The sequence below is a fragment of the Serratia sp. CY74737 genome (assembly GCF_052166775.1).
Taxonomy (GTDB): domain Bacteria; phylum Pseudomonadota; class Gammaproteobacteria; order Enterobacterales; family Enterobacteriaceae; genus Serratia; species Serratia ureilytica.
This window is the reverse complement of record NZ_JBJNOF010000001.1, coordinates 309332-331299: the sequence shown is the minus strand read 5'-3', so window position 1 is coordinate 331299 and position 21968 is coordinate 309332. Positions and strand designations below refer to the sequence as shown.

The following is a 21968-nucleotide window of genomic DNA, read 5'->3' as shown; positions in this document are numbered from 1 at the left end:
TTAATACAGGTTCAAACATGAAGAAAAGGCAGTAATTATATGAGTAACATTCTTATTATTAATGGCGCTAAAAGTTTTAACTTTGCCAGAGGCGAGCTAAACGAACTTTATGTCAACACAGCAAATGAGGTGTTGAGCCAACTCGGACATAAGGTCTCCGTTACCAAGGCTGACAGCGATTATGACCCACAGAACGAAATCACCAAGATTCTTAACAGTGATGTTCTGATATATCAGATGCCGGGATGGTGGATGGGCGAGCCGTGGACGGTAAAAAAATGGATCGATGAAGTCTTTACCGAAGGTCATGGTTCTCTGTATGAAAGTGATGGCCGTACGCGTTCTGATGACTCAAAAAAATACGGTTCGGGTGGGCTTCTTCAGAACAAAAAGTACATGCTGTCCCTGACCTGGAATGCCCCACTGGAAGCTTTTAACGATCCTGAGCAGTTCTTTGAGGGCGTTGGCGTGGACGGATTATACCTGCATATCCATAAGGCCAATCAGTTCCTGGGTATGACGCCACTCCCCACTTTCATCACAAATGAGGTGGTCAAATCGCCGAATGTGGAAAATGAAATCCGTCGTTTCAGCGATCATCTGATAGCAACCTTTTCCTGAACCAGGATATAGCCCGGTGTTTTTCAGGACCGGGCTATAGTCGTTCGGAGTCCGGCGCGTGTTAACGCTATCCGACAGTTCGTACATGATCTCATTCAGAAAAATGCTTCTTTCAGATACGGTGTACCTGTCCTCCGACCATCACTTCAGGAAAAGTCCGGCTACCCAGTCAGCAAACGCGCGCACTGCAGGAGATAGAAAGCGCTGATGAGGATAAAGCAAAGCGACCGGAACTGACGGTGGTTGCCAGTCGGACATCACTTCGACCAGCGTGCCTTGCTGCAGATGCTCAGAAACAATATTCCCGGCCAGCTGAGCCAGCCCGAACCCCTCCAGGCACATTTTAATATACAGTCCTGTTTCGTTAACGGCCCCTTGTCCGCTGACAGATACGGAAATAGTCTCGGTCCCCTTCATGAAACGTAATTCGTCATTACGACGGTGCTGACCAGAAAAATAGTGGATTGCACGATGCTGAGATAAGTCTTCAGGAGACCGGGGGATGCCGTATTCCCTCAGATAGTCCGGAGAGGCACATGTTACCCAGCGTAACCGCCCCAGCGGACGGGCAACGAGCGTGGAGTTAATTAGCTCACCCGTTCTTATCACACAGTCAACCCCCTCCTGAACGAGATCGACCTGACGGTCGCTCACCCCAATCATCAGATAGATATCCGGATAACGACGGTAAAAGTCTTTCAGACTGGGCATGACGATGAAATTGGCGATGCCGCCAGGCATATCCACGCGTAACCTTCCCTGAGGCCGTTTGACGGAATCCGTCAAGCTGGATTCAGAATGCTCAATTAATGAGAGAATTTCCCGGCATTGCGCCAGATACTGAAATCCCTCAGGGGTGAGGCTTACCCGCCTCGTCGTACGGTTAAGCAGGCGTACCTGCAGGTATTTCTCGAGACCCTTGATCGAACTCGTTACCGTTGAGGGCGGCAGTGACATTGTTTCCGCCGCCCTCACAAAACTGCCGGCTTCAGCCACCCGCATAAAGATCTGCATTGCCTGAATACGATCCATTTTACTGCTCCCGAGCATCTCTGGGCTGTCTGTTGTAGTCACTATTATTCGTAAATATTGAATTATGAAAACACGTTAAGCATCTTTTTCGGATTAATTTCGTAACGTATCTTTTTCCTGTTGACCAGAAAAAAGGCTATTTAAATGACCGATTACATCAGAAATATCATTAATAATCAGGCCATAACCCCACCGATGACGCTGATCCGTGGCGCGACCATACTGAGCATGGATGAGAATGTCGGCAACTTTGAGCGAGGTGACATTCTTATCACGGGCACAACCATTACCGCCGTGGGGCAGAACCTGAACGCAGAGGGTGCGCATATCATTGATGCCACGAACATGATTGCTATGCCGGGGATGGTGGACTCTCATCGTCACTCATGGGAAGGGCAATTGCGCCGCATCAACCCGAATGCCACCTGTCTGGACGACTACAGCAACGCCACGCACTTCTCGTTTGCAAAATACTATCGCCCCTCCGATATCTATGTGGGTAACCTGCTGACCGCACTGGGCGCTATTGACGCAGGTATCACGACAATCATTGATAATTCCCATAACAGCCGCACTGCTGCACATTCAGACGCAGCGGTAGAGGCATTGCTTGACGCAGGTATTCGCGCCATCCACGCTTCCGGTGCGCCGGTGTCAGGTGACTGGGACAGAGCGCACTGGCCGGGTAACTGGCAGCGTCTGCAGGACAAGTATTTCAAGAGCCATCCTGAGGGCCTTGTTTCCCTTGGTGTAATGGCCCAGCTGGAGCCTGAATTGTGGGCCGAAGCCCGCAGACTTGGGCTCCCTATCGTCACTGAATTCTTTGGCGCGGAAATGGGTTCTGAACTCAAGTCACTGCACCAGCAAGGACTTCTTGGTCCGGACAATATTTTCAACCACTGCACGGCATTGCCAGACGAGGGATGGAAGATCCTACGCGAAGCCGGTGTCCGGGTGAACGTGTGTCCGCGGTCTGATGCGCACTATGGTATTGAAGACGGCATGTTTGCCATCGAGGCGGCACAACGTCACGGCATCACGCCGGGTCTGAGCGTCGATAATGAAACGTCCTACAGCACCGACATGTTTATGGAAATGCGCGTGGCATTTTACCTGCAGCGAGTGATGGGCATGCATAAGCGACAGCACTGCTGCGGTACAGAGCATTCGCTGACAACGCTTCCGGCAGCGCAACTTCTCAAGGCTGCTACGGTCGATGGCGCTTACTGTGCAGGGCTGCAGGATAAAGTCGGCAGCCTGACGCCAGGCAAACAGGCTGACCTGATCCTGATTAATGCCGGCGACATTAACCTCTACCCCAACGGGAATGCCTTTGGCACGGTGGTACATGCAACAGAGCGCAGCAATATTGATACCGTCATGATTGGCGGGCGTATTGTTAAACAGAACGGCATGGTCGTGGGCGTTGACAGAGCACGCCTCCATGCAGCGATTGATGAATCGCGTGAACACCTGTTTGCCGCCGCTGGGTACAAACCTGACATGTTTGCAGAAACCTTCCTGCCTCTGGAGCAGGCGCACTGAAAGGGATGAAACGCATGAGCATGATTTATTACCTAATCGCTTTTGCCGCAGGCCTCGGGATCACCCTGCAAACAACCCTGAACAGCCAGCTTGCACGAGGCCTTGGAGGCGATTCGGTCACCGCCGCGTTGTTTTCCTTCTCTGCCGGGGCATTTACGCTGGGGATTTACTCGCTGCTGCGCGGGGGATTATTCACCTCGCTTGCGGCAATTCCTTCCCAGCCACTGTGGAGCCTGGCGGGCGGACTGATCGGAGCCGGTGCACTGTTTAGCTATGTGGTGCTGGCACCAAAAATCGGTTTCTCAGCCCTGCTCGGGCTGGCGATTGTTGGCCAGTTACTCTCATCTCAGATGATTGATCACTTTGGTCTGCTGGGTGCCATGAGGCGACCGGTTTCGCTCCTCAGGCTGGGGGGAATGCTCGTCATGCTGGCCGGACTCGCCATTATGCTATTTGGCGATCGACTTTCTGAGCGTTTTCTGAATTAAAAGAATGCAATAACTTGCCCGTTAAGGACGTCTGCCCTGGTGCAGACGTCCTTATATATTTTTCTGAACGCAATGCGTACTGTTTCTACACTGGAGAAAAAATGTTTTCAATTGCAGCTAATGTCAGGAATTCTCTGGGGGAGTGCCCCCTCTGGTGTGAAAGGACGCGCAGACTTTACTGGACCGACATTGAAGGCAGTGAACTGCTTGCCTTAGAAGAGGGCTCAGGAGTTGTGACGCGATGGTCTCTACCTGAACGACTAGGATCCTTTGCTCTTACCGAAAAAAATGATGTGTTGTTGATGGGGCTGGCATCCCGACTTGGCTTCTATGAGCTCAGTACGGGCACTTTCACTACAATAGCAGTCTCTCCCGGAGAAGCAGGTACCCGTACGGGGGATGGCCGATGCGACCGCTCTGGTAATTTTATCTTTGGAACCATGGATGATGGTTATCCCGTTGCTGTCGTCGGTCAATTTCACAGACTCAATGCCGAGACGCTGACCATTGAAACACTTCCCCTTCCGCGTGTTGCTATTCCCAACAGTATTTGTTTTAGCCCTGATGGCGATACAATGTATTACTGCGACTCCATGCAAGGCCGCATATTCTGTTGTGACTATCCCTCTTTCAATAACCAGCGCGTGTTCAGTGAAACAGAAGGGAAAGGTGCACCAGACGGCTCATGCGTGGATGCAATGGGATATTTATGGAATGCCGAATGGGGTGGAAATCGTGTAGTACGTTACCATCCGGATGGAACAACGGACTGTATTCTGCCCTCTCCGGCTGTTCAGAGCACGTGCCCTACACTCGCTGGTGAAGACCTGACAACGCTTTATTGCACGACAGCCAGCATGGGGCTATCCGGGCCATCGAAGTATGACGGTGCATTATTAAAGGCTGAATCCGCAGTATTCGCCGGTTTACCGGAAAGCCGCTTCGCCGTTGCAAAACTCTGATCCATCCCTGTGAGCAGGTATTCCTGGATGATGGAACCTGAAACTTTACGATGAGCCAAAATTCATACTGTTGTCGATATAAGTGAAACGCTGAATAACTCCGCAGCCTCAGGTACTATATTGAGGCTGTGGAGCTTATTAAAAGGCTACCTTGCGATGATGAAACGCTTATCGTCACTGAGGTGGGGTCAGTCCAGCAGCCATTGACACCTAACTTCGGACATGAAACACACCTTACCAAACTCTCCGCCAACAAAATAAAAACGCATGAAATGATTTGATTGGAAATTAATAAATAAATGAAATTATTATTTCCGTTTTCATTTCGTTATTTTCCCTTCCCCACGAAAGTCCCTCCCCCCCCCAACTCCCCCCTAGCACCGCCCCCGCCCTTTCCCTACAATAAGGGATCTGTTGAGGCATAACGCAAGGAAAGACGGTGTCGAAAGCCAATCCCAATGCCACTATCGTGGATATCGCCCGCCGCGCCAGGGTGACCAATATCACCGTTTCCCGCGCCTTCAATAAGCCCGAGCTGGTCAAGCCGGAAACCCGCGAGCGCATTCACGCCATCGCCAAAGAGCTGAACTATGTGCCCAACGCCTTCGCGCAGGGGCTGAAAAGCAGCAGCAGCCAGATTATCGGCATCGTCACCAGCAGCATGTACAACCCGTTCTATTCCGGCCTGATCAAGACCGTGTCGCGCATTGCGCGCCAGCAGGGCTACCAGATCATGCTGTTCGACACCGACGGCAGCGAAGAGGCGGAAATGCGCGCCATTCAGGCGCTGTTCGGCTACAAGGCGCGCGGCATCCTGCTCTCGGCGGTGCGCGACGACAAGCGCTACCGCCCCGCCTATCTCGAGCTGGCCGAGGTGTACGGCGTGCCACTGATCCTGATCGACCGCGATCTCTACGATCAGCAGCTGAGCGGCGTGTTCCTCGATAACCGCGAGATCGGCGTGCTGGCCGGGCGCTATCTGGCGGAGCAGCCAGAGCAGAAGCTGCTGATTATCGGCGGCCCGGCGGATTCGGAAATTACCTTAACGCGCACCGCCGGCATCGTCGCGGCGCTGCAGGGCAGCGGCCGTGAGATTCATATCATCAACGGCGACTACGATTTCACCTCGCAAGAGAGCGAGGTGCGCGCCTATCTGGCGCAGCCGGAGAACCGCCCGGATTACATCATCGGCCTGAACGGCATCATCACGCTGGGCGCCATCGCCATCTGCCACGAGATGGGGCTTTATGAGCAGGTGAAGTTCTTCTCGATAGACGAACCGCCGCGCGCCGGCGCTTACGGCCTGCACATTCCGGGGGTGTATCACGATACGCAGAAACTGGGGGAGATCGCCGCGGAGCTGCTGTTCAGCGCCATTCACAGCCCGCGCGGCGAGCTGCCGGTGCGCAGAGAGTTCTTCACCGGCTCGCTGTTGAATCGCTGACGGGCGCTATTGCCCGTAGTAGGCGTGTTTGCCGTGCTTGCGCAGGAAATGTTTGTCCAATAGCTCCGGCTGCATCGGGGCGATGGCCGGCGCCAGCTGGCGTGTCGCCATCGCCATGATCGCCACCTCTTCCAGCACCACCGCGTTGTGTACCGCATCCGCCGCGTCCTTGCCCCAGGCAAACGGACCGTGGGAATAGACCAATACTCCCGGTACCTGATGCGGATCGCGCCCCGCCTGATTGAAGGTCTCGATAATCACCTTGCCGGTTTCCCCCTCGTAATCGCCGGCGATCTCCGCCTCGCTCATCGGCCGGGTACAGGGAATGTCGCCGTAAAAGTAGTCGGCGTGGGTGGTGCCCAGCGCCGGGATCGGCTGCCCGGCCTGCGCCCAGATGGTGGCGTTGCGGCTGTGGGTGTGCACCACGCCGCCGATATCGGCGAAGGCGCGGTACAGCGCCAGATGGGTGGCGGTGTCGGATGAGGGCTTGCGGTGCCCTTCGCGTACCTTGCCCTCCAGATCCACCACCACCAGATCCTCCAGCGTCATCGCCTCGTAGGCGATGCCCGAAGGCTTGATCACCACCAGCCCGCTCTGGCGGTCGATCGCCGAGACGTTGCCCCAGGTAAAGGTCACCAGCCCGTATGCCGGCAGGCTGAGGTTGGCGGCCAGCACCTGCCGCTTGAGTTCGTTCAGCATGCGATGCCTCCCTCGATCATCTGTTGTTCGATCCAGGCCTTGGCCTGGGCGATGCGTTGCTTGTCCTGCCCGTCTTCGCGCGCCCACATCTCCAGCAGGTAGGGGCCGCGATAGCCGAGCGCGTTGAGTACGGAAAAGGCGTGGGCGAAATCCACGCAGCCCTCGCCGAACGGCACGTCGCGGAACTGCCCGGCGCTGCCCGGCCCCACCGCGACGGTGTCTTTGAGATGCACGGCGGTAATGCTACCGATGCCCAGCGCCAGCTCGGCGGCGACGTCGTTGCCCCAGGCGCTGAGGTTGCCGAGATCGGGATACACCGTGAACCAGGGGCTGCTAACGTGGTGGGCGATGTCGCGCCATTTGCTGATGCTGTTGATGAACGGCGTGTCCATTACCTCCACCGACAGCATCACCTGCGCCCTGGCGGCCTGCGCCGCCGCCCACTGCATGCCCTCGATAAAGCGCTCGCGGCTGTGGCGATCGGCGGGTTCGTAATAGACGTCGTAGCCCGCCAGCTGGATGTTGCGGATGCCGAGATCCGTCGCCAGTTCCAGCGCCTTGCTCATCAGCACCCGCGCCCGCTCACGGGTGGCGGCGTCGGCGCTGCCGAACGGATCGCGCCGGTGCGCCGACAGGCACAGGCTCGGCACCGTCACCCCGCTGTCGAGCCGCGCCTGGATAAACGCCAGCCGCTGGCGGCGATCCCAGTCCAGCCGCTGCTGGCGCGCCGGCTGTTCGTCGATCGACATCTCCACAAATTCAAAGCCCAGCTCGGCGGCGGTGGCCAGCCGCTGCGGCCAGCTCAGATCGGCAGGCAGTGCCTTTTCATACAGCCCCAGACAGGCGGCGTTAGTCGTTTGCATCAGTCACCTCACTCAAAGCCTGAGCGACCGCCAGATAGCGCGCCTGCTGGGCGCGCAGGCGCCGGTGGGCGGCGGTCGCGGGATAATAACAGCGCAGTTTGGGCGGCGCGGCGGCGATCGCTTCGGCGAACCCGGCGTACTCCCCGGCGCCGACGGCGGCGCACAGGGCGGCGGCGCGGCAGCCGCTCTGGCGCGTTTCCACCACCTCGAGCGGCAGGTTGCCGGCGTCGGCGTACATCTGCATCCACACCTCGGACTGCGTCGGCCCGCCGGTCATGCGCACCCGTTCGATACGCGGGTTCAGCTGCACCATGCGCTCCTGATGGATCAGGTGCGAGAACACGATGCCCTGGTAGATCGCCTGCACCACGTCCGCCATCTCGTGGTGGGCGCTCAGGCCGATCAGCCCGCCCGGCGTGTTGCCGCCAAGGTTGGAGCCATACAGATAAGGCAGGAACAGTAGCCCGCTCGGCTGCTCGCGGCGCTCGGCCACCCAGGCGTTGAACTGGGCGTAGCGCTGCCGGTCGTCGGCGCAGAACTGGCGCAGGAACCAGGCCAGGTTGCCGGCCGAGGTCGGGCTGCCTTCGTGCACGAAATAGCGGCCGTCGATGCAGTAGCGCCCCCAGGCGTAGGGATAGTCGGCAGGAATGATGCGCTCGGTCACGCAGGTGGCGATCGACCAGGTGCCCGCCACCGCGCTGAGCGTGCGATCGTCGGCCACGCCGGAGCTGAGCGCCGCGCCCACCACGTCGAACAAGCCGCCGTACACCGCGGTGCCCGTTCGCAGGCCGCACTGCGCCGCCGCCGCGGCCGTCACTCGCCCGGCCAGCTGCGCCGAGCCGATCGTTGGCGCGGTCTTCTCCTGCGCCTCTTCGATGCCGAAGGCCGCCATCAGCGCCGGATCGTAAGCGCCGCTGCGCTGGTTAAACAGGTTGCTGCCGGAGATGTTGGTCACTTCGGCCGCTGCCTCGCCGGTGAGGCGAAAGCGCAGGTAGTCGTGCGCCATCAGGATGCGATCGACGGCGGCGTACTGCGTCGGTTGCCGCTGCTTCAGCCAGCGCAGCAGCAGCGCCGGGTGGCTGGGCCACAGCGGCTGCAGGCTGCGCGGGTAGGTCTGTGCGTCCACCCCGGCGCGGCGCAGCTCAGCCGCCGTGGCCGCCGCGCGGTTGTCCGAAGAGAGGATGCCGTTGCCGACCGGTTTGCCGTGGCGGTCGATGGCGTACAGGCCTTTGCCGTGCGCCGAGAAGCTGACGCCGCGCACCTGTCCGGCCTCCAGCCCCGCCGCGTGCAGCGTCTGGCGGATCGCCGCGCAAACGTCATCCCACAGCGCGTCCATATTGCGTTCGCTGAAGCCCGGCTGGGCGGCAATCGCCGCGCCGTCGCGCTCGGCGATCGCCAGCTCTTCACCGCTTGCCCGGTACAGCCCGGCCTTGATCACCGTGCCGCCGACGTCTATGCCAAGAAAGACTGACATCGCGCCTCCTATTTGCGCCGCAAGGAGCTGAGGTAGATGGCGGCCAGGATGATGCCGCCCTTCACCACATTCTGGATATACGGCGATACGTTCATCAGATTGAGGCCGTTGTTGAGCACCCCGAGCATCATCGCCCCCACCAGCGTGCCGACGATGGCGCCGCGCCCGCCGGAGATCGCCGCCCCGCCCAGCACTACGGCGGCGATGGCGTCCAGCTCGAAGCCTTCGCCGGCGTTGGGCTGCCCGCTCATCAGGCGCGAGGTCAGCACCAGCCCGGCCAGCGCGGCGGTCAGGCCGCTGATCACGTACACCAGCATCTTGTAGCGCGGTACGCGGATGCCGCTCAGGCGCGCCGCCTCTTCGTTGCCACCCATCGCGTAGACGTAGCGGCCGAACGGCAGCTGGTTGAGCATCAGCCAGGCCAGCACGTACACGCCGAGCATGATCAGGATCGGCACCTGGATGCCCAGCACCGTGCCGCGGCCGAAGAACGAGAAGACGTCGGGCAGGCCGGAGATCGGGTAGCCGCCGGTATAGAGCAGCGCCAGGCCGCGGGCGATGCCCATCGACGCCAGGGTGACGATGATCGGCGGCATACGCAGGTAGGCGATGCAGGCGCCGTTGGCCAGGCCGAACAGCGCGCCGACCGCCAGCGCCGCCACCATCGCCAGCGGGATAGGCATCGCCGCCAGCATCAGCCCGGCGGCGACCGAGCCGGCCAGCGCCATCACCGGCCCCACCGAGAGATCGATGCCGCCGGTCAGGATGGCGCAGGTCATGCCCACCGCGATGATGGCGTTGATCGACACCTGGCGCGCCACGTTGGTCAGGTTGTTGACGCTGAGGAAGCTGTCGTTCAGCAGGCTCATCAATACGAACAAGATTACGAAGCCGATAAACGGCAAGACCGCCGGGTGATGCAGCAGTTTTTCCCAGCGCTTGCCGAGGCTGGGGCCGGCGGCGCGGCGCGCCACGGCGGGTTGTTCAATTCCGATCATAAGGCACTCCCGGTCGCGTGAAGCATTATGTGGTTGGATTCGATGTCGTCGCCGGTCAGCTCAGCGACGATGTGGCCGCCGCGAAACACCAGCACGCGGTCGCACACGCCGATGATCTCCGGCAGTTCGGAGGAAATCATGATGATGGAGATTCCCTGCTGGGTCAGTTGCTGCATCAGCTGGTAGATCTCGGCCTTGGCACCCACGTCGATGCCACGCGTCGGCTCGTCGAAGATCAGGATGTTGCAGTCGTTGTTGAGCCAGCGGGCGATCACCACCTTCTGCTGGTTGCCGCCGCTCAGGGTGCTGACGGCGGTCTCGGCGTCCGGGGTTTTCACCCCCACGGCGCGGATCAGCCGCTGCACCACGTCGCGATCCTTGCGGGCGCTGACGAAGATCTTGCCGCGCCGGTGGTGCCGATTGAGGGTGATGTTCTGCGCCACCGAGAACGGCAGCACCAGGCCCTCGGTTTTGCGGCTCTCCGGCAGCAGGCCGATGCCCTGCGCCAGCGCCTGCGCCGGGGAGCGCAGCGCCGCCGGTTGGCCGCCGAGGCGGACACGTTTACGGTGGCAGCGGCTGGCGCCGATCAGCGCCGAAACGGTCTCGGTGCGCCCGGAGCCCACCAGCCCGGCGAAGCCGAGGATCTCGCCCTTGTGCAGCCGGAGACGGTCGGTCGCGCCGTGCTTCTCGCGCTGGATCTCCGCCTCCAGCAGCACCGTCGCGGTATCGACCGGGTGCTGTTTCACCGGGAAGGCGTTCTCGATTTTGCGCCCGACCATCAGCCGCACCAGCTCTTCCACGTTGGTGTCGCCGGTGGCCAGCGTTTCGATGTAGGCGCCGTCGCGCAGCACGGTGATGCGATCGCAGATGGTGAAGATCTCATCCAGGTGGTGCGAGATAAACACCATGCCGACGCCCAGCAGCCGCAGATCGTTCATCACGCTGAACAGGTGTTCGGCCTCGCCCGGCGTCAGCGTGGCGGTCGGTTCATCCAGCACCAGCACCCGCGCCTCCAGCGACAGCGCCTTGGCGATCTCAACGAACTGCTGCTGCGCCACGCTCAGTTGCTCCACCGGGCAATCGAGATCGATAGCCACCGTCAGCCGCTTGAAGATCGCCTCGGCCTTGCGCCGCATCGCCCGGCGATCCAGCAGGCCCCAGCGGTTCCTGATCTCCCGGTTGAGGAAGATGTTGTCGATGGCGCTCATGTAGGGAATCAACGAGAATTCCTGAAAAATAATGCCGACCCCGGCCTCGATCGCCTGGCGATAGTTGTTAAAGCGGCGCTGCTCGCCGTCGATAAAAATATCGCCCTCGTCCGGCTGATAGATGCCGCACATGATTTTTACCAGCGTCGATTTGCCGGCGCCGTTTTCGCCCAGCAGGGCGTGCACCTCGCCGCGTTGAATGGCCAGATCGATACCGTCCAGCGCCTTCACGCCGGGAAAGCTCTTTTTTATTCGCTTCAGTTCCAGTAAAGGTGTCACCGTATTGCCCTCCGCGCCGAACGCCCCGCCGCAGCGGGGCGAACCTGGCCGCTGTTACCAGCTAAAGCCGGCCGCATTGCTGCGGTCGATCAGCTTCACTTTGACCGGCACGGTTTTCGGCACCGTGGCGCCCCAGTAGCGGGCCAGCGCAATGCCAAGCGCAATGCGCAGCTGGTCGCGCGGGAACTGCGCCGAGGTGGCGATAAACGGCGAGTTAGGCTTGAGGATCTCTTTGATGGCTTCCGGCTGGCCGTCGACGCTCACCAGCTTGACCTTGGCGCCGTTGCTTTCGATCGCCGCCAGGGCGCCGAGCGCGCCGACGTCGTTGACGCTGAAGATGCCCGCCAGATCCGGCGCCGACTGCAGCATGTTTTCGGTCACGGTCAACGCGGTGTCGCGCTCCTGCTTACCGTTTTGCTTGGTGACGATCTTGATGTCGGGGTATTTCTTCATCGCCGCTTCAAAGCCGCGCACGCGCTCCAGGATCGGCACCACCGGGATGCCGTCGAGGATCGCCACCTTGCCTTTGCCGCCCAGCGCTTTCGCCAGGTATTCACCCGCCTGGAAGCCGGCGTCGTAGTTTTCCGAGCCGACGAACGCATCCAGCGGCCCTTCGGCCTGGGCGTCGATCGCCACCACCACCGCGCCGGCTTTATGGGCGGAGATCACCGCCGACTGCACCCCCACCGAATCGGTCGGGTTGATCAGCAGGATATCCACCTTCTTCTGCAGCATGTCTTCCACGTCGCCGATCTGTTTGGCGACGTCATGGCGCGCATCGGCCACGTACACCTTGGCGCCGATATCCGCCGCCGCCTGATCCAGCGCCTGTTTCATGGTGACGAAGTAGTCGTTGTTCATTTCCTGGAACGACATACCGATAGTGATTTGCTTGGCCAGCGCCCCATGGCTGGCCGCCAACATTCCACCGGCGACGATAAAAGGCAGGGTCTTTTTGAATAATGAAAACATAGCCAATTCTCCTGTAGGGAAGCTTCTTGTTGTGGTTATCAGAGCAACAGCATGTCTTTACGTTTGGCCGACCGGCCGGCCCCCCATTGCGGGCGGGTCGGCGGTCGTGACTGCAACAGCGGTACGGCGGGAGGGTCAGGGAACCAGGATCACCTTGATGGAGTCGGTCGAGTCCGCCAAGGCGAAGGCTTCGTCCCAGTCGTTCAATGAATAGCTGTGGGTAACCACGCCATTGGAGGTCACCAGCCCGCGCTCGAACAGATCGATGGCGATTTCGTAGCTGTAGGGCGCCAGATGCGCGCCGCGGATGTCCAGTTCTTTGCGATCGCCGATGATGGACCAATCGACGGTGGTTTCCTTGCCGAACACGCTGAACTCCACGAAGCGGCCCAGCTTGCGGATCATCTGCAGCCCCTGGGTGACGCCGATCGGCGCGCCGGTGGCCTCGATGTACACGTCGCAACCGTAGCCGCCGGTCAGCGATTTGACGATCTGGTCGGCGTCTTCCTTCAGCGGGTTGATCACCACGTCGGCGCCGAATTCCTTCGCCAGCGCCAGCCGCTCGTCGATGGCGTCGATCACGATCAGTTTCTTTGGCGTTTTCAGGCGCGCCACCTGCACCATGCAGAGCCCGAGCGGCCCGGCGCCGGCCAACACCACCACGTCGTCCAGCTGGATGTCGCCGCGCGCCACGGTGTGGATGGCGCATGCCATCGGTTCGATCAGTACCGCGTCTTCATGGCTCAGGCTTTCCGGGATCTTGTGCACGATGGCGTTCTCGGAAAAGCGCATGTATTCCGCCATGCCGCCCTCCGCCACGTCTTTTTGGAAACCGTAAATGTTATGCGTCTCACACATCCAGTAACTGCCGGATTTGCAGTAGCGGCACTCCCAGCACGGTACGATCTGCTCGGCGATCACCCGCTCGCCGAGCCGGTATTTGCCTTCCGCGCCCTCGCCCAGTGCGGCGATGCGGCCGTAGAACTCATGCCCCGGCACCACCGGCGGTTTGACCCACGGGTTCTCCCCCCAAAACATCTGTGCGCCGTTCTTGCACTTGCAGTCGCCGGCGCAGATGCCGCAGCCTTCCACCTTGATCACCAGCTCGCGCGCCTTCGGCAGCGGCGTGGGCACCTGTTCGAAACGATAGTCCTGCGGGCCGTGGCAAACGACCGCGCGCATTTTTTCCGGCAACTGGCTCATCTCTTCCTCCAATACACTCGTTAAACGCTTGAATTTTCTTAATGTTGACGTTGTCATTTTTATCCAACAAAAAACAACAAACGTTATGAAGTGATAAATTTCAATTGATTAATCATAAAACACCCAGGAAAACTCAAAATGACAACGTGAACATAGAGCGACATATAACCAAAGCTGCAAAAATAATTATTTGAGCGAAATCACATATCGTTAACATTGCGGCTAAAAATGCTACAAATGCGGATCGCGATCCCATTTACGGGATCGTCGATCCGGGGGGATCCGCTAAATCAGCAGGCGCACGCGATCGTAGATCTGGCGATCTTCCGGCCGCGACGATCGCGCCTGCTGGCGCAGGGTGCGCACCAGTGTGTCGATAAACGCATGGGCGGCGGCGCTCAGAATGCTGTTGCGCCGAGTGACGATATTCAGCTGCGTCGGTTGGCAGCTTTCCCGCAGCGCCAGCGGCTGCAGGCGGGAGGCGAACTGCGGCAGCGCGACGATCGGCCGCGGGCACCAGGTGCACATCTCGCCGGACTCCACCAGCGCCTGCAGCATGCCGAACGAATGCGCCTGGATAATGCGCTGACGCGGCAGGCGCGCGCCGTGGCGGTGGAACACCTCGTCGAGCAGCGCATCAAAACTTTCCGGGGTATAGCTCATCACCCAATCCTGCTCCAGCAGCTGATGCAGCGAGGTGCTGTGCGCCAGCGGGTGACCGCGCCGCACCATGTAGGCCGTTTCATACTCCAGCAGCGGCTCGCAGTGAAATTCCTGCGGCGCCGACGATGCCGGCAGCGGCGTAATGGCAAAGTCCATCGTGCCCTCGCGCAGCTGCGACTGAGCGTTGGCCATCAGGCTTTCCGACAATTCCAGCCGCACCGCCGGCACCTTGCTGCGAAACGCCATCACCGCCGGCGGCAACACCGTCAGCATCAGCCAGGGGGTGATCGCCGCCTTGACCAGATCCGCCGTCCGCCCGCGCAGCGCCGCCATTTCCCCCTGCGCCTGCTCCAGCTGATTCAACACCAGCCGGGCGTGCGCCAGCAGGGTTTTGCCGTAGGGGGTAAAGCCCAGCCCGGTCGGGGTGCGGATCAGCAGCGGCAGCGCCTGCTCCTGTTCCAGTTCGCGCAGCGCGCGGGTCACCGCCGCCTGCGACAACCCCAGATGCCGCGCCGCCGCGCGAATGCTGCCGCTATCGGCGCTGGCCACCAGCGCCTGCAGTTGGTGCAGTTTCATGTTCGCCCCCTGACAATCATTGGTTGTCAGCATAACCGAACGGTGGCTACCCGGCAAAAACGGAGTTTGCTAGTCTCGATGCCTACCCCTCTGCCCCGTTCCGTGCCCGTTAGCCGGAACCCTTTACCGGAGATCGTGATGATGCATTCACTGGCACTGCCTGATATCGCCGCCGTTCATGATGAGATGGTCGCCCTTCGCCGCCACCTTCACGCCCATCCGGAATTGGGCTTCCAGGAGTTCGCCACCTCGGATCTGGTGGCGCGGCGGCTGGAGGAATGGGGTTACCGCGTCACGCGCGGCGTAGGACAAACTGGCGTTGTCGCCACACTGCAGCGCGGGCCGGGAAAATCACTCGGCATCCGCGCCGACATGGACGCCCTGCCGATTGCCGAAACAACCGGCTTACCGCACGCCAGCACCCATGCCGGGGTGATGCACGCCTGCGGCCACGACGGGCACACCGCCATGCTGTTGGCGGCTGCACGCTATCTGGCGCAGCAGCCGAACTTCAGCGGCACGCTGCACCTGATCTTTCAGCCGGCGGAAGAAGGCGGCGGCGGCGCCAAAGTGATGATCGAAGACGGCCTGTTTGAGCGCTTCCCTTGCGACGCAGTGTTCGCCATGCACAACGTGCCCGGTTTCCCCACCGGCCACCTGGGCTTCGCCAGCGGCCCCTTCATGTGCTCGGCCGATACGGTACACATCACCCTGCACGGCCACGGCGGCCACGGCGCAGTGCCGCAGAGCACCGTTGATCCGGTGGTGGTCTGCGCGGCCATCGTCATGAGCCTGCAAACCGTCGTGGCGCGCAATATCGATCCACAGGAAACGGCGATCGTCACCGTGGGGGCGATGCAGGCCGGCCAGGCCGCCAACGTGATCCCGGCGACCGCCAGCCTGACGCTCAGCGTGCGTGCGCTGACGGCGGCGGTGCGAGCGAGGCTGGAGCAGCGCATCACCGAGCTGGTCACGGCGCAGGCCGCCAGCTTCGGCGCCCGCGCGGAGATCGACTACCAGCACGGCTACCCGGTGCTGGTGAACCACCCGGCAGAAACCGAGCTGGCGCGCGCCGTAGCCCTGGAGTGGGCCGGAGAGAGTCGAGTTATTCCTACGCTGCGGCCGTTTACCGCCAGCGAAGATTTTGCCTTTATGCTGGAGAAGTGCCCAGGGAGCTACATCTCGATCGGCAACGGCCCCGCCACGCCGGGCAATTCTTTGCACAACCCCGGTTATGACTTCAATGACGACAGTCTGTCGTTGGGCGCCACCTACTGGGTCAAATTGGTCGAGCGCTTTTTGGCTCGCCCCGCGGTTTAATCACCAACGCTGAGGAAATGACATGAAAACCATCAAAGGGCTGTTGTTGTTGCTGCCGCTGGCCGCGAGTTTTCCCGCGCTGAGCGGTGAATTTAGCGGCAAAGTGATCAAGCTGGGCATCGATCCCACCTTTCCGCCGCTGGAGTATAAAAACCCGCAGGGCAAGCTGACCGGCTTCGGCGTCGATATCGCCCAGGCGCTGTGCGACCAGATGCAGGCCAAATGCGTGTGGGTAGAAAGCAGTTGGGACGGCATGATCCCCGGCCTGCAGGCGAAGAAGTTCGACGCCATCGCCTCATCGATGACCATCACGCCGCAGCGCCGGCAGCAGATCGCTTTCTCCAGCAAAGTCTCCAACGCCCCGGCGCGGCTGGTGGCGCATAAGGGCAGCAACCTGCAGCCGACCGCCGCCTCGCTGAAGGGCAAATCGGTCGGCGTGCAGCAAGGTTCCAGCCAGGAAGCCTACGCCAACGCGCTGTGGCGCCCGGCCGGCGTCAACGTGGTCGCCTACCAAAGCCAGCAGGAAGTGAATGAGGATCTGGCCAACGGCCGCCTGGATGCGTCGCTGCTGGCCAGCGTCAGCGCCAGCGAGTTTTTCAAAACGCCCGGCGGTAAAGATTTCGCTTTTATCGGCGCCGAGCTGACCGACAGCAAATACTTCGGCGTCGGCGACGGTATCGGGGTGCGCAAAGACGATACCGCGCTGCTTAACGCCTTCAACGACGCGCTGCAGACGATCCGCGCCAACGGTACTTACAAGAAAATCAACGACCAATATTTCGACTTCGACATGTACGGCGCGGAGCAGTAACACGCGTTCCCCGGCGGTCACCTACAGATCCTGCCGGATGGGGAGGCGCCTTCGGCCGCCGGGGAACGCCCCCAACGGAAACGGCAGTGTCGGCAAGAACGGGAAATCAGGCGGGATAAGGATACGGGCCAGGCATCGCGCCCGGCCCGATAAAACGGGTTACTTCACTTCGCCCATCGCTTTCAGCTTTTTGGACAGCTCGCGGCGCTCTTTGGACAGATCGGCATTTTTGATGATGTAGTCATCAACGCGATCTTCGTAGTCGCTGCGCATGTTGGCGATGATGCCCTGAATGTCTTCAATGCTCATGCCGGGCTTGATGTACTCACTCAGGTTGTCGAGCAGCAGCACGCGCTTCTGGTTATCACGAATTTTCTTTTCGTTGTCGACGATCTCGCGTTGCAGTTTGTTTTTGCGGCGGAACATACGCACAAACTCCAGCACGTCCTGGAAACTCGGCTTATTTGCATTATCCATCTTTATACCCTTGCTTTAGTAATACACAGATTCATTTGCTTACGGCCACATGGCACCAAGATACAGGTTTGTGGCGGTCCGGCACAACAGTGATTGGCTTATCTTACCCACTTTGCCCCGGCGGCCAAAACCCAAAGCGCCGCCTTCATGATCTGACCCCTTATTCGCGCCCGGCGGCGGTGCAAACCTGGAGTAAATCCCCCAACTCTTCCAACTGCTGCGCCAGCTCCATGCTGAGCCAAACGTAGCCGTAAATCGGCGCTTCGCCGTGTTGGCCGACGCTGACTTCCTGCATCAGCGTTTTCAGCTCGCCGGCGATTTCCGCCAGCTGCCCCGCCGCCGCCTGGCGCTGCGCCTGCGGCCCTTCGCGCATCAGCACCGCCAGCGACTCCAGCGAGCTCAGCGTCAGCAGCTGGGTACTGCGCAGCGTGCGGGCGTTCAGCATGATGAAGTGCGTTTCGCGCGAGGCCCAGTAGGCATCGGCCATCAGCTCCAGCGTGCACACCAGATTGCGGCTGAGGGTTTGCACCGCTTCGAACACCGCTTTGGGGATGCGGGTTTCCTTGCTGGCGGGCACGATCAGGCTGCGCAGCTTCACCACCTGATTCAACAGATCCTTGAGCTGCGGCTCCAACCGCGGCCGCTCGATAACGTTCGGCGAAAAATACGCGCCGTAGAGGCGGGCGGCGGTTTGCAGGCAGTCCGCCATTTGCATGCGCCACAGAATGTAGGCGCGCTGCGGGTAGATGCTGGTGAACAGCAGCGCCAACAGCGAGCCGAAGATCACGTCGCCGCTGCGCCACAGCGCGGTGTGCATGTCACCGGCGCCCGCGCCGCACACCACCGCCAGCGTGATCCCCACCAGCAGCGCCATATACGGCCGTTTGCCGAGCGTCAGGTAACCGCAGACGAACATCACCACGCCGCACCAAATCAGCATCAGCGGCAGCGAATAGAGTTCCAGATACAGGGCGATCAGGCCGGAAGCCGCGCCGAACACCGTGCCGGCAATGCGTTGCAGCGCCCGCTGCAGCACGTTGCCCCAAAACGAGATCGGCCCCATCACCACCACCAGGGTGATCAGCGGCCAGGTGCCTTCGGGCACCGCCAGCAGGCGGATCAGCAGAAAGGTCAGGATAAACGCCAGCCCGATGCGCACGCCGTGAACGATGCGGTAGTGGCGATAGGTCAGCAGTTCAAGGGAAGAGATTTTTCGATCGAGGCGCACAGTGCCTCCGATAAAGACCAGCCAGGCCGCTATTTTAGCGGAGGAAGCCCGGCGAGGAAAAGGCGAATGAGGCGTCCCCCATTCACCTTCAGGCTCAGGCGACGTACTTGTCGACCAGCGCGCGCAGAACGGCGGCGGTTTCAACATCCATCACGCCGTCATACTTCTGCTGACGGAAGTGCAGCTGGAACGCCCGCACCAGCTGGCGACAGCCTTCTGCGGTGTTCGCCGCCGAGGTGTCGTAGCCGTATTGGGCGAACAGTTTCAGCAGATCGGCCTGCGCCGGTAGGCCCTGGCTGCAGTATTCCTGCTGGCGCTGCTGCTTGGTCGCTTCGTCATACCAGGCGCCGACGCCGGCCTGATACAGCTGCTGCCATGGGAACTGCGGGCCCGGATCGCTCTTGCGGCCCGGCGCGATGTCGGAGTGCGCCACCACATTCACCGGCGAGATGTCCGGATAACGCTGCAGGATGTTCTGCGCCAGCTGGGTGACGGCCTCGATCTGCTGCGGATTGAACGGCGGGAAGGTGATGTTTCCACCGTCGCCGCTCGCCAGGTTGACGATCTCGATGCCGATTGAGGTGTCGTTGATATTGCTGCGGGTGCCCCATTGGCTGCTGCCGGCATGCCAGGCGCGCTCATTCTCGTCCACCAGGTTGAAAATGCGCACGCCGCTGAAGCCGGCCGCCTGATAGGTCGCCTCGGTCGGATCCGGCACCAGATAGTGCGCGCTGACCGATTTTCCGGTCAACGACTTCACCGAGTCGGCGAAGTTTTGCGCCGTGTAGTGCAGCACCAGAAAGCGCACGCGGTGGCCGAAGCTGGCGACCGATCGGTAGCTATTGTAATCAATCTTGTACATCGTAAAGTCCCTCTCTCGTTTGATTTCACTGAGCGGCCCCTCATCATGACAGACCGCCCCGCACGGGTGAACCCTTGGCTCACCCTTTTTGTTTTAGCTAATTGCTAAATCATGCGCAAGTCTTTTTTAGCAAAATCGTTATTTACCTTTTTGCTAAAGAGTGCGATCATTGCACGATGGAAACTAAAGAAATCAGGCGCAACAATCTGCGCGAATTGATGGCCCGCTACGCCCGGCAAGGCGTCAACCAGAATGAATTCGCCACGCTGGTTGAGTCTTCCGCGCCGACGCTGAGCCAAATCATCGGGGAGAAATCCTCCCGCAATCTTGGCGACAATCTGGCCAGGCGGATCGAGGCCAAGCTGAATTTGCCCAAGGGTTGGTTCGACGTGTTTCATGAAAAGCAGCTGGTGCGCCCGTTTGACAACGTGGCGGCAGAGTCGGACTTCCAACCCGCCCGCTTGAAACCGGTGGTATGGGAAGATACCGAACAAGACAAGGAAGAGTTTGTGGAGATCCCGCTGCTGGATATCGATTTTTCCGCCGGCGACGGCTGCTACGAAATCGTCGATCGCGAGGAGTTTTCGCTGATCTTTCGCCGTTACTATCTGCACAAGATGGGGGTAGCGGTCAACGCCGCGCGCATTATCCGCATCTCCGGCTCCAGCATGGAACCGCGCCTGCAGGACGGCGACGTGGTCGGCATCAACACCGACGACACGCGCATCCGCGAGGGCAAGACCTACGCCATCCGCCACGGCAATTTGCTGCGGGTGAAGGTGCTTATTGAGCAGCCGGACGGCGGCGTCATCATCCGCTCCCTCAACCGGGAAGAGTACCAGGACGAGCATCTCAGCTATCAGCAGCGCAAAGAGCAACTGGTGGTGCTCGGCCGCGTCTTCTGGTCATCTTCGTCCTGGTAACGGACCACAGCGTCGGGCGCCCAGGGCGCCCGGCGGTTATTTGAAGTCCACCACCATCTGCTGCTGAATGGACAGCCCGCGGGTCGACTGCACGCAGCCGGCGATGTAGTCGGTGAAGCGCGGCGGTTTCGGCATGCCCAGCTTGAGGATTTTCTCGTTGCTGAAACGCACGTTGAGCATGGCGAACGATCCGTACAGGCGCATCGCTTTGAGCATCAGCCGCTCGTTGCACGGGCCGAAAATGTCTTTCAGCTGACGGCGCATTTTCACCAGCGCGTCATACGTCACCTGCGCATACTCATCGCCCACCGGCGCCTTTTCCAGCGCCGCCGCCATGGCGCGGTCGATTTCGGCAAAGCTGACGCTGCTCTCCTCACCGGCGGAGATATGATAAACGTCGTTCTCAAGCGTTTCGCTGTTCATCAGCATCACCAACGCATCCGCACAGTAGTCCGCCGGGATCACATCGATATTGTCCTGCAGCGAACACATGAACTTGCGCAGCATCAGCGCCATGCCGAACACCCAGAAAATGCTGCTGGAAGGCTGGCAGCCCAGGCGAGTGTGGCCAACGACGATCGACGGACGGGCGATGGTCAGCGGCATGTGCGGGCAGCGCTGGCGCATCAGCTGTTCGATGGTGGATTTGGAACGCGTATATTCCACCAGGTGTTCGGCGTCTTCCTCAAACTCGCCGCTCTCCGACACCAGTGAACCCGGCTCCGGCGAACAGGACATGGCGGTACCGACGTGCAGGAAGCGTTTTAATCCCGGCACCTGCGCCATTCTTTCGGCAAAGGCCAGTGTGCCTTCTACGTTTACCTTCCAAATGAGCGGGTTATTACCGAAAGAAGCAACGGCCGCGCAGTTAATAACGTGCGTGACTTTGTTAATGCGTGCGTCAGTTAAAAAGTCGGCCGGTTCGGAAAGGTCGCCCAACAATATATTTTCTATCGTAATTTTAGACAGCAGATTCGCGTCGATATTAAATTTTTCCATATTCGCGCGAATACGGGCCAGCCCTTGCTGCGCATCGTCGGCGCGCACCAGTAAAAGATAATTAACAGCCTGATTTTCAATCAATAATTTTTCAAGAACCGCACCACCGAGAAAGCCGGTAGCGCCGGTCAACAGCAGCGTTTTCATAATTGTCACCCACATTGGCATTGAATGTGGAAGATTGTATCTGCGGATAATTAAACAATTATTAAATAGAATTACGGCGCCCTTAAACACTTTTCTTAATATTATCTTAAGGAATCTTTTGAAACATCCATCATGGGTTTAGTAACAAAAGAGTCGGGACAAGATTACGATTAA

21 protein-coding genes are annotated in these 21968 nt (G+C 59.9%); 8 read left to right on the top strand and 13 right to left on the bottom strand.

Going from position 1 to position 21968, the window contains the following annotated elements; all coding sequences use genetic code 11:
* Positions 1–39 precede the first annotated feature (39 nt).
* Positions 40–621, top strand: a complete 582-nt coding sequence (locus tag ACJ8PE_RS01610; protein ID WP_197792637.1) for an NAD(P)H-dependent oxidoreductase — start codon at positions 40–42, stop codon at positions 619–621.
* A gap of 141 nt (positions 622–762) precedes the next feature.
* On the opposite strand, the gene ACJ8PE_RS01605 is transcribed toward ACJ8PE_RS01610, so the two are convergent.
* Entirely contained in the window at positions 763–1653 is an 891-nt protein-coding gene (locus ACJ8PE_RS01605) for a LysR family transcriptional regulator (RefSeq protein WP_197792636.1), read from the bottom strand.
* A 144-nt stretch (positions 1654–1797) separates the two neighbouring features.
* On the opposite strand from ACJ8PE_RS01605, the gene ACJ8PE_RS01600 reads away from it, so the two are divergent.
* The 4 genes from ACJ8PE_RS01600 (at position 1798) to ACJ8PE_RS01585 (ending at position 6092) form a co-directional block, all read left to right on the top strand.
* Complete coding sequence (locus tag ACJ8PE_RS01600) at positions 1798–3198, top strand: amidohydrolase family protein (protein ID WP_197792635.1); 1401 nt, start codon at positions 1798–1800, stop codon at positions 3196–3198.
* 14 nt (positions 3199–3212) lie between these two features.
* Positions 3213–3686, top strand: a complete 474-nt coding sequence (locus ACJ8PE_RS01595) for a DMT family transporter (protein ID WP_197792634.1) — start codon at positions 3213–3215, stop codon at positions 3684–3686.
* A gap of 101 nt (positions 3687–3787) precedes the next feature.
* Positions 3788–4648 carry an SMP-30/gluconolactonase/LRE family protein gene (locus ACJ8PE_RS01590; RefSeq protein WP_197792633.1) on the top strand — a complete coding sequence of 287 codons (861 nt, stop codon included), beginning with the start codon at positions 3788–3790 and terminating at the stop codon, positions 4646–4648.
* Positions 4649–5087: 439 nt separating this feature from the next.
* Positions 5088–6092, top strand: a complete 1005-nt coding sequence (locus ACJ8PE_RS01585; RefSeq protein ID WP_043136352.1) for a LacI family DNA-binding transcriptional regulator — start codon at positions 5088–5090, stop codon at positions 6090–6092.
* A gap of 6 nt (positions 6093–6098) precedes the next feature.
* Here the strand turns inward: ACJ8PE_RS01585 and araD are convergent, their stop codons facing one another.
* The 8 genes from araD to ACJ8PE_RS01545 form a co-directional block, all read right to left on the bottom strand.
* On the bottom strand, positions 6099–6791 hold the full coding sequence (gene araD, locus ACJ8PE_RS01580) for an L-ribulose-5-phosphate 4-epimerase (protein WP_232098772.1): 693 nt from the start codon (positions 6789–6791) through the stop codon (positions 6099–6101).
* Entirely contained in the window at positions 6785–7654 is an 870-nt protein-coding gene (locus tag ACJ8PE_RS01575) for an L-ribulose-5-phosphate 3-epimerase (protein ID WP_197761559.1), read from the bottom strand. Before ACJ8PE_RS01575 ends, araD begins: the two co-directional genes overlap by 7 nt.
* Positions 7641–9128: an FGGY-family carbohydrate kinase gene (locus tag ACJ8PE_RS01570; protein ID WP_197761557.1), complete on the bottom strand. Its 1488-nt coding sequence runs from the start codon at positions 9126–9128 to the stop codon at positions 7641–7643. Before ACJ8PE_RS01570 ends, ACJ8PE_RS01575 begins: the two co-directional genes overlap by 14 nt.
* Positions 9129–9136: 8 nt before the next feature.
* On the bottom strand, positions 9137–10126 hold the full coding sequence (locus ACJ8PE_RS01565) for an ABC transporter permease (protein WP_442536699.1): 990 nt from the start codon (positions 10124–10126) through the stop codon (positions 9137–9139).
* Positions 10123–11613, bottom strand: a complete 1491-nt coding sequence (locus ACJ8PE_RS01560) for a sugar ABC transporter ATP-binding protein (RefSeq protein WP_197792630.1) — start codon at positions 11611–11613, stop codon at positions 10123–10125. The genes ACJ8PE_RS01565 and ACJ8PE_RS01560 overlap by 4 nt, the downstream gene beginning before the upstream one ends.
* A 54-nt stretch (positions 11614–11667) precedes the next feature.
* Positions 11668–12585 (bottom strand): ABC transporter substrate-binding protein, encoded by a 918-nt coding sequence (locus tag ACJ8PE_RS01555; RefSeq protein ID WP_148874970.1) that lies wholly within the window; start codon positions 12583–12585, stop codon positions 11668–11670.
* A 135-nt stretch (positions 12586–12720) separates the two neighbouring features.
* Complete coding sequence (locus ACJ8PE_RS01550; protein WP_033643780.1) at positions 12721–13788, bottom strand: zinc-binding dehydrogenase; 1068 nt, start codon at positions 13786–13788, stop codon at positions 12721–12723.
* A gap of 285 nt (positions 13789–14073) precedes the next feature.
* Positions 14074–15027 carry a LysR family transcriptional regulator gene (locus ACJ8PE_RS01545; protein WP_197761554.1) on the bottom strand — a complete coding sequence of 318 codons (954 nt, stop codon included), beginning with the start codon at positions 15025–15027 and terminating at the stop codon, positions 14074–14076.
* A gap of 138 nt (positions 15028–15165) precedes the next feature.
* On the opposite strand from ACJ8PE_RS01545, the gene ACJ8PE_RS01540 reads away from it, so the two are divergent.
* The gene (locus ACJ8PE_RS01540) at positions 15166–16347 is read left to right on the top strand and encodes a M20 aminoacylase family protein (protein ID WP_197761553.1); all 1182 of its coding nucleotides are present in this window, start codon (positions 15166–15168) and stop codon (positions 16345–16347) included.
* Positions 16348–16369: 22 nt separating this feature from the next.
* A complete protein-coding gene (locus ACJ8PE_RS01535) occupies positions 16370–17158 on the top strand; it encodes an ABC transporter substrate-binding protein (RefSeq protein WP_197761552.1) in 789 nt (262 codons plus the stop codon).
* Between the two features lie 159 nt (positions 17159–17317).
* Here the strand turns inward: ACJ8PE_RS01535 and tmaR are convergent, their stop codons facing one another.
* From tmaR to ACJ8PE_RS01520, 3 genes are all read right to left on the bottom strand, one after another.
* Entirely contained in the window at positions 17318–17635 is a 318-nt protein-coding gene (gene tmaR, locus ACJ8PE_RS01530; protein ID WP_004935612.1) for a PTS system regulator TmaR, read from the bottom strand.
* Between the two features lie 160 nt (positions 17636–17795).
* Entirely contained in the window at positions 17796–18863 is a 1068-nt protein-coding gene (locus ACJ8PE_RS01525) for an FUSC family protein (RefSeq protein ID WP_197761551.1), read from the bottom strand.
* Between the two features lie 94 nt (positions 18864–18957).
* Positions 18958–19725, bottom strand: a complete 768-nt coding sequence (locus ACJ8PE_RS01520; protein WP_404768835.1) for an N-acetylmuramoyl-L-alanine amidase — start codon at positions 19723–19725, stop codon at positions 18958–18960.
* 176 nt (positions 19726–19901) lie between these two features.
* Between ACJ8PE_RS01520 and ACJ8PE_RS01515 the strand changes: the two genes are divergently transcribed.
* Positions 19902–20648, top strand: coding sequence for a S24 family peptidase (locus ACJ8PE_RS01515; protein ID WP_033643785.1), 747 nt, complete (start codon positions 19902–19904; stop codon positions 20646–20648).
* A 36-nt stretch (positions 20649–20684) separates the two neighbouring features.
* On the opposite strand, the gene ACJ8PE_RS01510 is transcribed toward ACJ8PE_RS01515, so the two are convergent.
* Complete coding sequence (locus ACJ8PE_RS01510; RefSeq protein ID WP_197761550.1) at positions 20685–21794, bottom strand: SDR family oxidoreductase; 1110 nt, start codon at positions 21792–21794, stop codon at positions 20685–20687.
* Between the last annotated feature and the right edge of the window lie 174 nt (positions 21795–21968).

Excerpts from the sequence above, each read along its gene's own strand:
- ACJ8PE_RS01555 (WP_148874970.1), bottom strand. The coding sequence starts at position 12,585 with ATGTTTTCATTATTCAAAAAGACCCTGCCTTTTATCGTCGCCGGTGGA.
- ACJ8PE_RS01600 (WP_197792635.1), top strand. The coding sequence starts at position 1,798 with ATGACCGATTACATCAGAAATATCATTAATAATCAGGCCATAACCCCA.
- ACJ8PE_RS01570 (WP_197761557.1), bottom strand. The coding sequence starts at position 9,128 with ATGTCAGTCTTTCTTGGCATAGACGTCGGCGGCACGGTGATCAAGGCC.
- ACJ8PE_RS01610 (WP_197792637.1), top strand. The coding sequence starts at position 40 with ATGAGTAACATTCTTATTATTAATGGCGCTAAAAGTTTTAACTTTGCC.
- ACJ8PE_RS01595 (WP_197792634.1), top strand. The coding sequence starts at position 3,213 with ATGAGCATGATTTATTACCTAATCGCTTTTGCCGCAGGCCTCGGGATC.
- ACJ8PE_RS01515 (WP_033643785.1), top strand. The coding sequence starts at position 19,902 with ATGGAAACTAAAGAAATCAGGCGCAACAATCTGCGCGAATTGATGGCC.
- ACJ8PE_RS01540 (WP_197761553.1), top strand. The coding sequence starts at position 15,166 with ATGATGCATTCACTGGCACTGCCTGATATCGCCGCCGTTCATGATGAG.
- ACJ8PE_RS01550 (WP_033643780.1), bottom strand. The coding sequence starts at position 13,788 with ATGAGCCAGTTGCCGGAAAAAATGCGCGCGGTCGTTTGCCACGGCCCG.
- ACJ8PE_RS01510 (WP_197761550.1), bottom strand. The coding sequence starts at position 21,794 with ATGAAAACGCTGCTGTTGACCGGCGCTACCGGCTTTCTCGGTGGTGCG.
- ACJ8PE_RS01535 (WP_197761552.1), top strand. The coding sequence starts at position 16,370 with ATGAAAACCATCAAAGGGCTGTTGTTGTTGCTGCCGCTGGCCGCGAGT.
- ACJ8PE_RS01565 (WP_442536699.1), bottom strand. The coding sequence starts at position 10,126 with ATGATCGGAATTGAACAACCCGCCGTGGCGCGCCGCGCCGCCGGCCCC.
- ACJ8PE_RS01590 (WP_197792633.1), top strand. The coding sequence starts at position 3,788 with ATGTTTTCAATTGCAGCTAATGTCAGGAATTCTCTGGGGGAGTGCCCC.
- ACJ8PE_RS01575 (WP_197761559.1), bottom strand. The coding sequence starts at position 7,654 with ATGCAAACGACTAACGCCGCCTGTCTGGGGCTGTATGAAAAGGCACTG.
- ACJ8PE_RS01605 (WP_197792636.1), bottom strand. The coding sequence starts at position 1,653 with ATGGATCGTATTCAGGCAATGCAGATCTTTATGCGGGTGGCTGAAGCC.
- ACJ8PE_RS01545 (WP_197761554.1), bottom strand. The coding sequence starts at position 15,027 with ATGAAACTGCACCAACTGCAGGCGCTGGTGGCCAGCGCCGATAGCGGC.
- araD (WP_232098772.1), bottom strand. The coding sequence starts at position 6,791 with ATGCTGAACGAACTCAAGCGGCAGGTGCTGGCCGCCAACCTCAGCCTG.
- ACJ8PE_RS01520 (WP_404768835.1), bottom strand. The coding sequence starts at position 19,725 with ATGTACAAGATTGATTACAATAGCTACCGATCGGTCGCCAGCTTCGGC.
- tmaR (WP_004935612.1), bottom strand. The coding sequence starts at position 17,635 with ATGGATAATGCAAATAAGCCGAGTTTCCAGGACGTGCTGGAGTTTGTG.